14 protein-coding genes and 1 tRNA gene are annotated in these 14139 nt (G+C 67.4%); 8 read left to right on the top strand and 7 right to left on the bottom strand.

Translation table 11 applies throughout. From position 1 onward, the window contains the following. Positions 1-8 precede the first annotated feature (8 nt). The 4 genes from ACFU5V_RS34620 to ACFU5V_RS34635 form a co-directional block, all read right to left on the bottom strand. On the bottom strand, positions 9-221 hold the full coding sequence (locus ACFU5V_RS34620; protein WP_378438613.1) for a hypothetical protein: 213 nt from the start codon (positions 219-221) through the stop codon (positions 9-11). Between the two features lie 140 nt (positions 222-361). Continuing rightward, positions 362-571, bottom strand: coding sequence for a hypothetical protein (locus ACFU5V_RS34625; RefSeq protein ID WP_378438939.1), 210 nt, complete (start codon positions 569-571; stop codon positions 362-364). 12 nt (positions 572-583) lie between these two features. After that, entirely contained in the window at positions 584-1756 is a 1173-nt protein-coding gene (locus tag ACFU5V_RS34630) for a fatty acid desaturase family protein (protein ID WP_378704819.1), read from the bottom strand. Positions 1757-1788: 32 nt separating this feature from the next. After that, positions 1789-2898, bottom strand: a complete 1110-nt coding sequence (locus tag ACFU5V_RS34635; protein ID WP_378704821.1) for a ferredoxin reductase — start codon at positions 2896-2898, stop codon at positions 1789-1791. Between the two features lie 118 nt (positions 2899-3016). Between ACFU5V_RS34635 and ACFU5V_RS34640 the strand changes: the two genes are divergently transcribed. From ACFU5V_RS34640 to ACFU5V_RS34650, 3 genes are all read left to right on the top strand, one after another. After that, on the top strand, positions 3017-3727 hold the full coding sequence (locus ACFU5V_RS34640; RefSeq protein ID WP_378704823.1) for a TetR family transcriptional regulator: 711 nt from the start codon (positions 3017-3019) through the stop codon (positions 3725-3727). Positions 3728-3750: 23 nt separating this feature from the next. Continuing rightward, on the top strand, positions 3751-4599 hold the full coding sequence (locus ACFU5V_RS34645; protein WP_378704826.1) for an alpha/beta fold hydrolase: 849 nt from the start codon (positions 3751-3753) through the stop codon (positions 4597-4599). A gap of 76 nt (positions 4600-4675) precedes the next feature. Next, positions 4676-5254 carry a DUF4203 domain-containing protein gene (locus ACFU5V_RS34650; protein WP_378438929.1) on the top strand — a complete coding sequence of 193 codons (579 nt, stop codon included), beginning with the start codon at positions 4676-4678 and terminating at the stop codon, positions 5252-5254. Here the strand turns inward: ACFU5V_RS34650 and ACFU5V_RS34655 are convergent. Then, positions 5251-6576 carry an MFS transporter gene (locus ACFU5V_RS34655; protein WP_378704829.1) on the bottom strand — a complete coding sequence of 442 codons (1326 nt, stop codon included), beginning with the start codon at positions 6574-6576 and terminating at the stop codon, positions 5251-5253. The two genes, ACFU5V_RS34650 and ACFU5V_RS34655, sit on opposite strands and share 4 nt — an antisense overlap. Positions 6577-6702: 126 nt before the next feature. On the opposite strand from ACFU5V_RS34655, the gene ACFU5V_RS34660 reads away from it, so the two are divergent. The 3 genes from ACFU5V_RS34660 to cmrA are packed head-to-tail and all read left to right on the top strand — an operon-like array spanning position 6703 to position 10096. Further along, the gene (locus ACFU5V_RS34660) at positions 6703-7236 is read left to right on the top strand and encodes a PadR family transcriptional regulator (protein ID WP_378704830.1); all 534 of its coding nucleotides are present in this window, start codon (positions 6703-6705) and stop codon (positions 7234-7236) included. 13 nt (positions 7237-7249) lie between these two features. Continuing rightward, positions 7250-9274, top strand: coding sequence for an FAD-dependent oxidoreductase (locus ACFU5V_RS34665; protein ID WP_378704833.1), 2025 nt, complete (start codon positions 7250-7252; stop codon positions 9272-9274). An 18-nt stretch (positions 9275-9292) separates the two neighbouring features. Continuing rightward, the gene (cmrA, locus tag ACFU5V_RS34670) at positions 9293-10096 is read left to right on the top strand and encodes a mycolate reductase (protein ID WP_378438919.1); all 804 of its coding nucleotides are present in this window, start codon (positions 9293-9295) and stop codon (positions 10094-10096) included. A gap of 4 nt (positions 10097-10100) precedes the next feature. On the opposite strand, the gene ACFU5V_RS34675 is transcribed toward cmrA, so the two are convergent. Beyond that, positions 10101-11780 (bottom strand): helicase HerA-like domain-containing protein, encoded by a 1680-nt coding sequence (locus tag ACFU5V_RS34675; RefSeq protein WP_378704838.1) that lies wholly within the window; start codon positions 11778-11780, stop codon positions 10101-10103. Positions 11781-11865: 85 nt separating this feature from the next. On the opposite strand from ACFU5V_RS34675, the gene orn reads away from it, so the two are divergent. After that, on the top strand, positions 11866-12465 hold the full coding sequence (gene orn, locus ACFU5V_RS34680) for an oligoribonuclease (protein ID WP_378438941.1): 600 nt from the start codon (positions 11866-11868) through the stop codon (positions 12463-12465). An 85-nt stretch (positions 12466-12550) separates the two neighbouring features. Beyond that, positions 12551-12626: transfer RNA gene (locus ACFU5V_RS34685), tRNA-His, on the top strand. A 62-nt stretch (positions 12627-12688) separates the two neighbouring features. Here ACFU5V_RS34685 and ACFU5V_RS34690 read toward each other — a convergent pair. Continuing rightward, positions 12689-13927, bottom strand: a complete 1239-nt coding sequence (locus ACFU5V_RS34690) for an Ig-like domain-containing protein (RefSeq protein WP_378439909.1) — start codon at positions 13925-13927, stop codon at positions 12689-12691. Between the last annotated feature and the right edge of the window lie 212 nt (positions 13928-14139).

A 14139-nucleotide genomic window follows, 5' to 3' on the forward strand; every position in this document is an offset into this window, starting at 1 on the left:
CGAGGGCGTCAGCTCACCTGACACTGTGTCTGACCCCATTCGACCCAGCACATCTGCTTGACGTCGGGCCTGGGGTTCTTGTTGGGCAGGGGCTGGGAACAGCCGGTCTCGCAGATCGGCTTGGCCGAGGCCATACCTGCGGCACCGGTCAGCGAAATGGCAAGGGCCGCAAATCCGGCGAGGGCGATGCGCGCCGTGATGGAGATCGTGGTGGGAGACATGGGTTCCTTTCGGGGGGCGGATTTCGTGCTGCAACCAGCATCGGCCTCAGCCCCGCCCGCAGAAAGGCCGCCGAGGGTGCCATGAACGCACCCTCGGCGGCCCGATCTCTACCCTGGGTCGATACGCGCCGGCCGGTCACTCAGTCGACCGTCTCCCCCTCGCCCTCGTCTTCGCGGGCCTTCTTCGCGGCCTCGCGCATCTCGATGCCGTCGGACACCCAGTCGCCGATCTCCCGGGTGACGTCCCGGACGGCACCCGCGATGATCGTCGCGATCTGGCCCACGTGCGTGGCCGCCGACTCCGTCAACTCCTGCACGGTGTCCTTGCGCCGCTCGAACTTCCCCACCATGTGTTTCGCCTCTCAGGCTGCAGTCTTCTGCCGCTCGACGATAACACCGGGAGGGGTGTCGGACGAGACGAGACCGGGCGGCAGTGCGAACCTGAAGATCTTCGCCCACACGGAGCCGATCTGCTTGAAGAATCCGCCGGTGTTGTAGGGCAGGCCGTGCTTCTCGCACAGCGCCTCCACGACGGGAGCCATCTCCGGGTACCGGTGAGCGGGCAGATCCGGGAACAGGTGATGCTCGATCTGGTGTGACAGGTTGCCGGACATGATGTGGAACAGCGGGCTTCCCTCGATGTTCGCGCTGCCGAGCATCTGCCGGACGTACCATTCGCCGCGGGTTTCCTCCGCGGTCTCGTCCTCGGTGAAACTCTGCACGCCGGTGGGGAAATGGCCGCAGAAGATGATGGAGTACGCCCACACGTTGCGGATCAGGTTGGCAGTCACGTTGCCGAGCAGGGTGGGGACGAACAGCGGCCCGGTCAGCGCCGGGAAGATCACGTAGTCCTTGAGCACCTGCCTGCCCGCCTTGCGCCACCAGCCCTTCAGCAGCGGCTTGACGTCGCGCCACTTCCGCTTGCCCTGGATCACGTTCTCCGCTTCCAGGTCGTGCATCATGACGCCCCACTCGAACAGCATCATCAGCAGGAACGCGTAGACCGGGTTCCCCAGGTAGTAGGGGTTCCACTTCTGCGCCTCGTCGATCCGCAGGATGCCGTAGCCGATGTCCCGGTCGCGGCCCAGGATGTTGGTGTACGTGTGGTGCATGTAGTTGTGGGAATGCTTCCACTGATCGGCCGGGCAGACGGTGTCCCATTCGAACACCCGGGAGTTCAGGCCGGGTTCACGCATCCAGTCGTACTGACCGTGCATGACGTTGTGGCCGATCTCCATGTTGTCGAGAATTTTCGACACGCCGAGGGCGCCGACGCCGGCGATCCAGGCCGGTGGGAAGAAGCCGAGGTACATCAGGCCGCGGCCTGCGACCTCGAATCCCCTCTGCGCCTTGATGATCTTGTAGATGTACTCGCGGTCCTCGGCGCCGAGGTCCGCGACCGTCCGGTCGCGGAGGGCGTCCAGTTCCCTGCCGATCTCGTCGACCTGGTCGTGGCTGAGCACCACCGGGGCGGCGTTGCGGGAACCGTCGGTGCCGCCGACGAACGGGAGGAACGAGAGTGAGAGTCCAAACATGTCGGTCTCCAAACGTTGATGTCGGGTGAAAGTCAGAGGTCGAGGGCGACATCGCCGACCGGGACCGAGACGCACAGCTGAATCGCCTTGTCCGGGTCGGTGTCGGTGTCGCCGGTGCGGACGTTCCTGGTGCACCCCGATGTCTTCACCGTGGTGCAGGAGAAGCAGATACCCATCCGGCAGCCGTACTCCGGATGGAGTCCGGCGGCTTCGGCCTGTTCGAGCAGCGTCGCACCGGAGTTGTCCGCGGTGACGCCGCTGGCGGTGAAGGACACCGCGCCGCCGGCCTCCCCCTCCGCCGGGGCTGCGGCGGGAGCGAACTCCTCGGTGTGGAGACGGTCCTCGATGCCGAGTTCGCGGTACATCTCCCGGACGCCGCGCATCAGTCCGGGCGGGCCGCACAGGAACGTCTCCGCGTCGGTGTACCAGGGCGCGACCGCGTCGAGGTGCTCCTGACCGAAGAACCCGTGCAGGTGCCCGCCCGCCTCCTGATCGGTGTAGGCCAGCACGAGGGAGACGTTGGCGTTGGCGACCGCAAGTGCGCGCAATTCGTCGAGGTACGCGACGTCGTTTTCGGTGTACGCGTAGTGCAGAAAAGTGATGCTTCCGACGTGTTCCTCGTCGACGAGGGTGCGCAGCATCGACAGAACCGGGGTGATTCCGCTGCCTCCGCTCACCAGCAGCAGCCGGCGCGGACGAGGAGACGGAAGGGTGAATTCGCCCGCGGCCTGAGACAGGTCGAGCACGAGTCCGGGGCGCGCCTGCGCGTGCAGGTACTGCGAGACGAGCCCGTCCGGATGCGCCTTGATCGTCAACTCGACGTGTCCGTCGGTGGACGACTGTGCATTGGCAGGCGAGTAGCAGCGGGTGTGCCGAACCCCGTCGATCACGACCCCCACCTGCACGAACTGGCCCGCACGGAATCCGCGCCACTGGCGGGTGGGGCGCAGCGTGAGCGTGACGGTGTCGGCGGTGGAGCGCCGGACCTCGACGACCTCGGCGCGGAGGTCGCGCACGGTGACCATCGGATTGACGAGTTCGAGGTAGCGGTCGAGCTGGTGCGGAGTGGCCATCGCCTCGAACAACGACAGCAGCGAGAACCTGCGTCCCTCCGCCGGACGACTGGTGTGGGCAACTGACACGTCGGCCTCCTCCATTTGAGTGCACGGTTGTACACTGACAATAGTGTGACAGAGGGAGACAGGAACTTGTCAATCACAATGTGACCGCACGCACACTCGGGGCGGGGATCGGATACGCATGCCGGACGACGAACGCGAACACCCGGAGGCGGTGGCGGCGCTCTCCCCCGCGAATACACTCACTGCCGTGAGTCAGTCGACCGGCGCCGAACCCGAGAGCAGGGCAGCGCGAAAGGAGCGCACGAGGAAGGCCCTCCTCGACGGCACGCTCGAACTGATGGCGGACCGCAGTTTCGCCGGCGTGAGCCTGCGCGAGATCGCCCGCACCGCGGGAATCGTGCCCACCGCGTTCTACCGCCATTTCGCGTCCATCGAGGAACTCGGCGTGGTGCTCGTCGAGGAGGGCATGCGGATTCTGCGGCAGATGCTGCGCGACGCCCGCCGTACCCCGAGCACCAAGAGTGCAGGCGCGTCGCTCGACATCCTCGTGCGGCAGGTCCGCACCCACGAGGCGCAGTTCCGCTTCCTCAGCCGCGAACGCTACGGCGGGGTGCCGGAGATTCGCCGGGCGATCGCGACCGAGATGACACTGTTCGTCAGCGAACTCACGGTCGATCTGTCCCGCATCGACGGCCTGCAGACCTGGGACCACGACGATCTGGAGATGGCGGCCGACCTCATCGTGTCCACCATGTTCGCGGTCGTCGTCGATCTCCTCGAGGCCGATCGTCCCGGAAGCCGAAGCGAGGCCGAGGTCGTCGCTCGCGCCGAGCGGCAACTGCGCCTGATCATGCTCGGCATGAGCGGGTGGAATCCCGGAAAGAAGTAGGCCGCCCGCCGTACGGTGGGGGCATGTCGACTCTCCTGGAGCACACCCACGTCCCGGTAGGGCCGCTCACATTCGACGTCACCGTCGGTGGCCCGACCGACGGCGACGCCGTCCTGTTGCTGCACGGATACCCAGAGAGCGCCGCGTCGTGGTCGCCGGTCGCGGCCCTCCTGAACAAGGCCGGTCTGCGCACGTACGCGCCGAACCAGCGTGGCTACTCGCCCCGCGCGCGTCCCGACGGTGTCGAGTCCTACCGGATCGACCACCTCGTCGCCGATGTTGTAGGGCTGCTGGACGCCCTCGACATCGACACCGTGCATCTCGTCGGCCACGACTGGGGATCCATCGTGGCTTGGTGCGTGGCGGCCCGCCACCCGGGTCGCGTCACGTCGCTGACAACGGTGTCGGTTCCCCATCCCGCGGCCTTCGGCTGGGCGTTGCGCGAGGACGCCGACCAGCAACAGCGATCGTCGTACATCCAGTTCCTGCGGACGGAGGGCAAGGCCGAGCACGTCCTCCTCCGCGACGACGCCCAGCGCCTGCGCGCGGTGTTCGGGGACGTCGTGAGCTCCGAACTCGTAAACGAGCACGTGGGACTTCTGAGTGAACCGGGCGCACTGACGGCCGCGCTGAACTGGTACCGGGCGATGACGAAGGACTTCGAGGCCACCCCAGCCGTCACCGTCCCCACGACGTATGTCTGGAGCACCGGCGACCTCGAGCTCGGGCGAGCGGGTGCGGAGAAGTGCGGCGACTTCGTCGATGCGCCGTACGAGTTCGTCGTCCTGGACGGCGCCACGCACTGGATTCCCGAGGAGTGCCCGGAGGCACTCGCGAAGGCGATCCTCGATCGCGCTCGGGCGGCTGGATAATCGGCAGTTCCCCTCCCCGGCGGCGAAACGTCTGGTGTGATGGCACTACTCGTCTCGTGCACCGTGGGAGGGCACCATGAGTGGCATCGCAATCCTTCTGGTCGGCGCGGTTCTGTGCTTCGCCGGTGTCGGTTCACTGCACGTCGCCGTTCTCGCCTCCGGATTCGGCCTCGGCTGGCTCGTGTCCGACCTGCTGTCGCTGTCGCTCGGAACGACATTCCTGGTCGCGGCGATCGGTGCGGTCGTGGTGTGGGCGGCCACCACTCTGGTCTTCAAGTTCGCCGCATTCTTCATCGGGATCATCGCGGGCGCAGTGATCGGAGCGAAGCTCAGTCGTGTTCTGCAACCGGATGACGCCAGCTGGATCCTGAGCGGAATCGTGATCGTTGCGCTCGCCGTCGCCTGCGGGTTCGTCGCCGACCGGTACCGGGCGCGGGCGCTGCTGTGGCTCACGGCACTCGGCGGGGCCAGCTTGGTGCTGACCGGGCTCGGCCTGGCCATCCCCCCGCTACGTTTCTTGGAGGATCCGAACGAGGGCACCCAGCAGTTCTTCGCCACGCTGATCTGGATTGCCGTGGCGGCGGGGGGCTGGCTGACGCAGCGGCGGCTGTTCCCGGAGAAGCTCCGGATCGACGACAATCGCGCGCGGCGCTAGTCGCGCTCGGGCGCCTTCACCACCGTCATCGCGGCGAGCCCGATCGCGAGCACGATCACCAGGCCGATGATTCCGGCCCGGTCGGCCGCGAACCACCAGGCGAACAACCCGAACAGGGTGGGCGAGAGGAACGACACCGCGCGACCGGTGGTCGCGTACAGGCCGAACATCTGCCCCTCCCGGCCGGGCGGTGTGATCCTGGCCAGGAACGTGCGCGCCGACGACTGCGCGGGACCGACGAACAGGCACAGCAGCAGTCCGAAGATCCAGAACATGGCCGGCCCGGACACCCCCATCAGAACGAGACCGACGACGATCATCGCGATCAGGGACGCCATGATGACGGTTTTCGGGCCGATCCGGTCGTCGAACCGGCCTGCGGTGAGCGCGCCGAGTGCGGAGACGACGTTGGCGGCGACACCGAACAGCAGCACGTCACCCGCGCTGATGCCGTAGACGTTGACGGCGAGGACTGCGCCGAACGTGAAGACACCGGCCAGGCCGTCGCGGAACAGCGCGCTCGCCACCAGGAAGTACACGGTGCGCCGGTCGGCGGCCCAGAGGTCGCGCAGATCACGCCACAACACTCGGTACGACTCGACGAAACCGGCCTTGTCCGCGCCCGGGTCCGCGTGCGGACGGGCCAGCTCGGGGACCTTCACCAGCACGGGGATTGCGAAGACCGCGAACCAGACGGCGGCCAGCAGCGCCACCATCCGGATGTTCAGGCCGCCGTCGGTGGTGAGCCCGAGGAATCCGCGAGTGTCGCCGTCCCCGGCGATGAAACCGAAGTAGCACAGCAGAAGGAGCACGATTCCACCGAAATAGCCCATCGCCCAGCCGAACCCGGACACCCGGCCGATGTTCGCCGGCGTGGACACCTGCCTGAGCATCGCGTTGTACGGGACGCCGGCCAGTTCGAAGATCACCGAACCCGCAGCGAGTAACACCAGCCCGAGCCACAGGTACTGATAGGAGTCGCGGACCAGGAACATCGCCGCCATGCAGCCGACCGTCGCGAAGGTGAGGACGCCGAGCGCCCACTTGCGTCGTCCCGCGGCGTCGAATCGCTGACCGGTGACGGGGGCGAGCACCGCGATGAGGAAGCCCGCGATGCCGAGCGACCACCCCAGCCACGTGCTCGCGGAGATCGACCCCGGCAGGTCCTCCCCCACGGCGTCCGTCAGGTACACGGAGAAGACGAACGTGAGGATCACGGCGTTGAAGGCCGCCGAACCCCAGTCCCACAGCCCCCACGCGACGACCTGTCTGCGCGTCGCGGCCCCGCCGATCCCGGCCGGCGGACGAACGTCGGTGCTCATGCCCGCGAGCCTATGCGAGTGACCGGTGAGTTCGTGCGGTCTGACGCGACGAGCGTCCCGTTCGGACGGAAGAACTCAGTGTGCACTCAGTTGCATACGCACCTCGTTGCATACATACTTCGGTTCGTGGCACTCGAACATGCGCTCCTCGTCTCCCTGACCGAGCACTCCGGCTCGGGGTACGAATTGGCGCGCCGGTTCGACAAGTCCATCGGCTTCTTCCAGAGCGCCACCCACCAGCAGATCTACCGCGTCCTCAAACGCATGGACGAGGCCGGCTGGGTCGACGCCGAGGTGGTGGCGCAGGACGCCCGACCCGACAAGAAGGTGTACCGGGTCAGTGCGGCCGGAAGCGCGGAACTCGCGCGATGGATCGCCGAACCCACCGAGCCCAACCACCTCCGCAACGAGCTGGCAGTGAAGATCCGCGCCGCTCGACACGGTGACGTCGCCGCACTCACGGCCGAGGTCGCCCGCCACCGCGACGGCCACGCCGCCCGGCTCGAGGTCTACCGCATGATCGAAAAACGCGACTTTCCCGCACCGGACCAACTCTCCGGCGCAGCCCTGCACCAGTACCTCGTCCTGCGCGGCGGAATCCGCGTCGAGGAGGGGTTCGCCGACTGGTGCCAAGAAGTACTCGACGCGCTCTCACAATAAGGACACGCCGCCAATGACACAGTTTCCCCAGCTGCTCGCCCCCCTCGACCTCGGCTTCACGACGCTGAAGAACCGGGTGATCATGGGCTCCATCCACACCGGACTCGAGGACCGCGCCAAGGACGTCCCCCGGCTGGCGGAGTACTTCGCCGAGCGCGCCCGCGGAGGGGTCGCGCTGATCGTCACCGGCGGTTACGCGCCCAACCGGACGGGCTGGCTGTTGCCGTTCGGCGCGAAGCTCACCAACCGTGTCGAGGCCCGCAGGCACCGCGCGATCACGAAGGCGGTGCACGACGAGGGCGGCAAGATCGCCCTGCAGATCCTGCACGCAGGCCGATACAGCTACCAGCCGTTCAGTGTCTCCGCCTCGTCGATCAAGGCCCCGATCAACCCGTTCCGGCCCCGCAAACTCACCGGCCGCGGCGTCCGCAGGCAGATCCACGACTTCGTTCGCTGCGCGCGCCTCGCGCAGGAGGCGAACTACGACGGCGTCGAGATCATGGGCGGCGAAGGCTACTTCGTCAACCAGTTCCTGTGCGAGCGCACCAACAAGCGCACCGACGAGTGGGGTGGGACTCCCGAGCACCGCCGCCGGATGGCCGTCGAGATCGTCCGCCGCACGCGCACGGCGGTGGGCCCGGACTTCATCATCATCTTCCGCCTGTCCATGGCCGACCTCGTGGAAGGCGGTCAGACCTGGGACGAGATCGTCGCGCTGGCACAGGAAGTGGAGGCGGCGGGCGCAACCATCATCAACACCGACATCGGCTGGCACGAATCGCGTGTCCCCACGATCGTGACATCGGTGCCTCGGGCCGCGTTCGCCGACATCACCGGCAAACTCGAGAAGCACGTGAGCATCCCCGTGGCCGCGTCGAACCGGATCAACATGCCGGAGGTCGCGGAGGAGATCCTGACCCGCGGTGACGCACAGCTGATCTCGATGGCACGCCCGATGCTCGCCGACCCCGACTGGGTGCGGAAGGCGGAGGCAGGCACCCCCGACGAGATCAACACGTGCATCGCCTGCAACCAGGCCTGCCTCGACCACGCCTTCGTCCGCAAGCACGTGTCGTGCCTGCTGAATCCGCGGGCAGGCAGGGAGACGGAACTGACGCTCTCCCCCACCCGGACCGCGAAGCGGGTCGCCGTCGTCGGCGCGGGCCCCGCCGGACTGTCCGCGGCGCTCGGTCTGGCCCAGCGCGGCCATGCAGTGACCCTGTTCGAGGCGGATTCGGAGATCGGCGGCCAGTTCGGCATCGCCCGCAAGATTCCCGGCAAGGAGGAGTTCGCGGAGACCATCCGGTACTACAACCGCCAGCTGCCGCTCGCGGGTGTCGACGTCCGGCTCGACACCCGCGTCACCGCCGCCGAGCTGGTCGGCATATACGACGAGGTGATCGTCGCGACCGGTGTGACGCCGCGCGTCCCGTCGATTCCGGGGATCGACCACCCGAAGGTGCTCACGTATCCGGAGGTCGTGCGGGGCGGCAAGCCCGTCGGACGGTCGGTCGCGGTGATCGGGGCCGGCGGCATCGGCGTCGACGTCAGTGAGTTCCTCACCCACGAGCACTCCCCGACACTCGACCTGAAGGAATGGAAGCAGGAGTGGGGTGTCACCGAACCCGAGGCCGCGGCGGGCGCCCTCACCACCCCCATTCCCGAACCGTCGCCGCGTGAGGTGTACCTGCTGCAACGCAAGAGCGGCCGGATCGGCGCGGGACTCGCGAAGACCACCGGCTGGGTCCACCGGGCGGCGCTGAAGAGCAAGGGTGTCCAGGAGCTGTCCGGGGTCAACTACGAGCGCATCGACGACGACGGCCTGCACATCACGTTCGGCGCCAAGCGGGAGAAGCCCCGCACCCTCGCCGTCGACAACGTCGTGATCTGCGCGGGTCAGGAATCGGTGCGTGACCTCGTCGACGACCTGACCGTCGCCGGCGTCACCACCCACGTCATCGGCGGCGCGGACGTCGCCGCGGAACTCGACGCCAAGCGCGCCATCGAGCAGGGCACCCGGCTCGCGGCCCGCATCTGACGCACTACGCTGCTGTCCGTGAGCTTGCCGAACCCCACCCCCAGTGCCCGCGCCGTCGTGACCGGCGCCTCGTCCGGAATCGGCGAGGCGCTGGCCACCGATCTGGCCTCCCGGGGCCACTCCCTGATTCTCGTCGCGCGCCGCGGCGAGGTGATGGAGTCGCTCGCCGGGACCCTTCGCGAGAAGTACGGCGTCGAGGTCGACGTGCACGCGTGCGACCTGTCCGATCGGGACGCGCGGGCCGCACTCGTCGCCGATCTGGCGGGCCGTGAGGTCAGCGTCTTGTGCAACAACGCGGGTATCGCCACGTTCGGCCCCGTCGCCGGACTCGACCCCGCGTATGAGCGGGCCCAGGTGGAACTCAACGCCGTTGCGGTGCACGACCTCACCCTCGCGGTGCTGCCCGGGATGATCGAACGCGGGTCCGGCGCCATCCTCATGGTCGGCTCCGCGGCGGGCAACATGCCCATCCCCCACAACGCCACCTACGCCGCCAGCAAGGCGTTCGTCAACACGTTCTCCGAATCGCTGCGCGGCGAACTCAAGGGGACGGGAGTGAACGTCACCCTGCTCGCCCCCGGCCCGGTGCGCACCGAGGAGCCCGATCCGGCGGACGCATCGATCGTCGACAGGCTGGTGCCCGACTTCCTGTGGATCTCCAGCGAATACACCGCCAAGGTGTCGCTCGACGGCCTGGCAGACAACAAGATGCGCGTCGTCCCCGGCATCATCAGCAAGGCCATGTCCGTTGCCGGGCAGTACACTCCACGCGCGGTGGTCGCGCCGATCGTCGGGACGTTCTACAAGAAGCTGGGCAGTTAGCCGGTCACCGCGTGCGTCGTCGCCCCGTGCCGAAGATGCTGCGGGAGATCTCGCGGCCCGCGGCCGACGCGGCCGAGCGGAGGAAGCTCTTCACCGCGGAGCTCCCGAGGATCTGCTCGGCCATGTTCGGCCCCTCCGCCTGCGCGGGCGCCGGCGGCGGCAGATCGGGCAGCGGAGGCAGGTCGAGGCCCGGTTCCGCGGCCGGCGCCCCGGCGACCTTGGCCGTCAGCTTCTCGTACGCCGACTCCCGGTCGACGGTCTGCCCGTACTTCGCATACAGCGGGCTCGACGACGCCGCAGCCGTGATCGCGTCGGTGCCGATGGTGTCCATCAGCGAGCGGGGAGGCCGAATCCTCGTCCATGCCACCGGCGTCGGCGCGCCCCGTTCCGACAGAACCGTCACGATCGCCTCGCCGGTCCCCAGTGATGTGAGGGCCTTCTCGAGGTCGTAGTTCTCGGTGGTCGGGTACGTCCGTACCGTTCTGGTCAACGCCTTCTGGTCGTCGGGCGTGAACGCGCGCAGCGCGTGCTGGATTCGGGCACCGAGTTGCGACAGCACCGCGTTCGGGACGTCCGTCGGCAACTGCGTGCAGAAGAACACGCCCACGCCCTTGGAGCGGATGAGCTTCACGGTCTGTTCCACCTGCTGCAGGAACGCTTTCGACGCGTCCGCGAACAGCAGGTGTGCCTCGTCGAAGATGAAGACGAGCTTGGGTTTGTCGAGATCGCCTTCCTCGGGCAGGGTCTGGAACAGATCCGCCAGCACCCACATCAGGAAGGTGGAGAACAGTGCCGGGCGCGCGGCCCTGGCACCCAACTCGAACAACGTGATCACACCCGTGCCGTCGATCACCCGGAGCAGATCCTCGGTCTCGAGTTCGGGTTCCCCGAAGAACGTGTCGCCGCCGTCGGCTTCGAGAGCGACGAGGGCCCTGAGGATCACACCGGCCGTGGCCGGGGACACGCCGCCGATGCCCTTCAGATCGAGCAGCGCGAGCCCCTGGACATCGGCCCAGTGGAAGATCAGCCCCAGCGTGGACTCCTGAGTCTCGTTGAGCCCGAGCACCTTGGCGAGCAGGATCGGCCCGAACGCGGTGATGGTCGCGCGGACGGGGATACCCAGGCCTTCCGTTCCCAGCGAGAGGAACTCGACGGGGGATCCCGCGGGCCGCCACTGGTCGTCGCCGGTCTCGGCCGCCCGGGCAGTGATCTTGCCGGTGGCCTCGCCCGGCCGCGACAGACCCGACAGGTCACCCTTCACGTCGGCCATCACCACGGGAACCCCCGCAGCCGACAACTGCTCGGCAATACCCTGCAGCGTCTTCGTCTTTCCCGTCCCGGTGGCGCCGGCGACGAGTCCGTGCCGATTGATCGTCGCCAGGGGAATGCGCACGCGGGCCGCCGGATCCACGGAGCCGCCCAGAACCACGGTTCCCAGTTCCAACGCCGCACCCTCCGAGGAGTACCCGGCCGCGATGTCCGCCGCAGCTCCGGACGGGGCGGCGGCACTTGCAGGAGCACTGTTCTCCGCAGCCTCCGCGTCCCGGGCCTCCTGCTCCGCAGCCTCCGCCGCTGCCGCTGCCTCCGCCGCCACCCTGGCCGCCTCGGCCGCTGCGGCCCTCGCTGCCGCCGCCCTCTCCGCCGGGTTGGAGGTCGCGTCGCCGTCCTGCGATTGCCGGGTCATCCAAGCCCTCCTCGGATCACACACATCGGGAGAAAGTGTCCACCGCAGACCTTATCCCGTCACACACGTGACTACTGTGTTCCTGGTGCAGGACAAACTTGTGTGGATCGATTGTGAAATGACCGGGCTCCGCCTCGGTACCGACAAGCTGATCGAGATCGCGGCTCTGGTCACGGACAGCGAGTTGAACGTGCTCGGTGAGGGTGTCGACATCGTCATCCACACCGACGACGACGCGCTCGCGGCGATGCCCGACGTGGTGACCAAGATGCACGAGAACTCGGGGCTGACCGACGAGGTCCGCAAGTCCACGGTCACCCTCGCCGAGGCCGAGCAGCAGGTGCTCGCGTACATCCGCGAACACGTGCCGGTCGCCGGGACGGCACCGCTCGCCGGCAACTCGATCGCGACGGACCGCGGGTTCATCGCCCGCGACATGCCGGATCTCGACACCTACCTGCACTACCGCATGATCGACGTCAGCTCCATCAAGGAACTGTCCCGGCGCTGGTACCCGCGGATCTACTTCGGTCAGCCCGAAAAGGGTCTCGCCCACCGCGCCCTGGCCGACATCAAGGAGTCGATCCGGGAGTTGAAGTACTACCGCAAGACGGCGTTCGTGTCCGAGCCCGGACCGTCTACCAGCGACATCGCCGCAGTTGTCGAGGAACTCGGGCCCGCCTGAGATACCGATTGGCTTCTCGGGCACCGGACGCGCTAGTATCTTCCTCGCCGAAGTTACTGCCCCCGGGCGGTGCCTGAAGCACATGGTGAGTGTAGTTCAGTTGGTAGAGCACCAGGTTGTGATCCTGGCTGTCGCGGGTTCGAGTCCCGTCACTCACCCCACACGGAAAGCCCCCGGCCTCGGCCGGGGGCTTTCCTCTTTGCGATTGGTCTCTCGCCTGCGCTCAGGCGTTGGCGTTGCCCGCCTTCCACACATCCCACGGGATGTTCCAGTCCCCGAGGCCGTCCGTGCCCGACAGGGTGCCGCCCAGCGTGTTCTTGACGACGACGATGTCGCCGCGCTTCGTGTTGTCGTACACCCACTTCGCGTTGGACGGGCTGAGGTTCAGGCAACCGTGGCTCGCGTTCGAGTAGCCCTGCTGTCCCACCGACCACGGCGCCGAGTGGAAGAAGATGCCGCTGTATGACATTCGTGTGGCCCAGTCGACGGGGGTCTTGTATCCCTGCGGGGAGTTGACGGGCACGCCGTACGTGGACGAATCCATGACGAGGTTCGCGAACCGGTCGCCGATGATGTAGACGCCGTTGTCGGTGGGTGTGTCGTCCTTACCCATCGACGTGGGCATCGTCATGATCACTTCGCCGTTGCGCTCGAACGTCACCTGCTTGGTGTTGTCGTCCGCCGTCGCGACGAGGGCGTCGCCGATGGTGAACGCGGTGTGGACGTCCTCCTGACCGAACAGGCCGTCACCCAGGTCCCTGCCGTACACGGCGACCTTCACGTCCACGGCGGTGCCGGGCGCCCAGTAGTTCTGCGGACGCCACCGCACCTCACGGTTGTTCACCCAGTAGAACGCGCCCTCGACGGGCGGATTCGTCGTCACCGTGATCGCCGATTCCGCCGCCTTCCGGTCGGGGATGTTCTCGTCGAACTGGACGGCGATCGGCTGACCGATGCCCACCACGTCGCCTTCCGACGGCAGCACGTACGGCTTGGTGACGTTGCCGGGCGCGCTGGTGGTGAACTCGGACGTCGAGACGGTGCCGCCACCGAGCCCGTTCGCCTTCACCTCGAGCCGGTACTCCTTGTCGTAGCCCAGCGGCTCCGTGTTGACCCAGGACAACCCGTCGGGAGCGATGGCCCCGTCGACCGGCTCACCCTCCGGGTTGAGCATGGTGACCTTCGCCAGCGTGCCGTCGGCCACCGTCACCGTCACCGGTTGTCCCGGCGAGAATCCCACCGCACCATCGACTGCCGACGCCGTCAGCTTCGGCTTGATGAGTTCGGTGACCGGATTGGAATCGATCGGCGCCTCACCTTCCGACGTGACGTTGTCGGCACCGGAGACGGTGCACCCTGCGATCGACACTGCGAATGCGAGTGATGCCGCCACAATCGTCGCCGTCCTCGAGACGGATCTCACCGATTGCGCACGCATGCGCCCGCCACGCCCCACACCCATGGATAACCCCACTTCACGTCCTCGCTCCGAATTCACGTTCAAGCCGGCACGTCCGTCGCCTTCGCAAGACGAATCGGCACGTCGAGACCGTGTGGTCTCCAATGATGCCAGCCACTGGAGACCGGCTCCAACCACCCGCCGGGCCGCTCAATAACGTTCGAATATCAATCGTGACCAGCGGCGCTCTTGTTACGCACCACCCTGCGGATCGG

This window comes from Rhodococcus sp. NPDC057529 (genome assembly GCF_042802055.1).
Taxonomy (GTDB): Bacteria; Actinomycetota; Actinomycetes; order Mycobacteriales; family Mycobacteriaceae; genus Rhodococcus_F.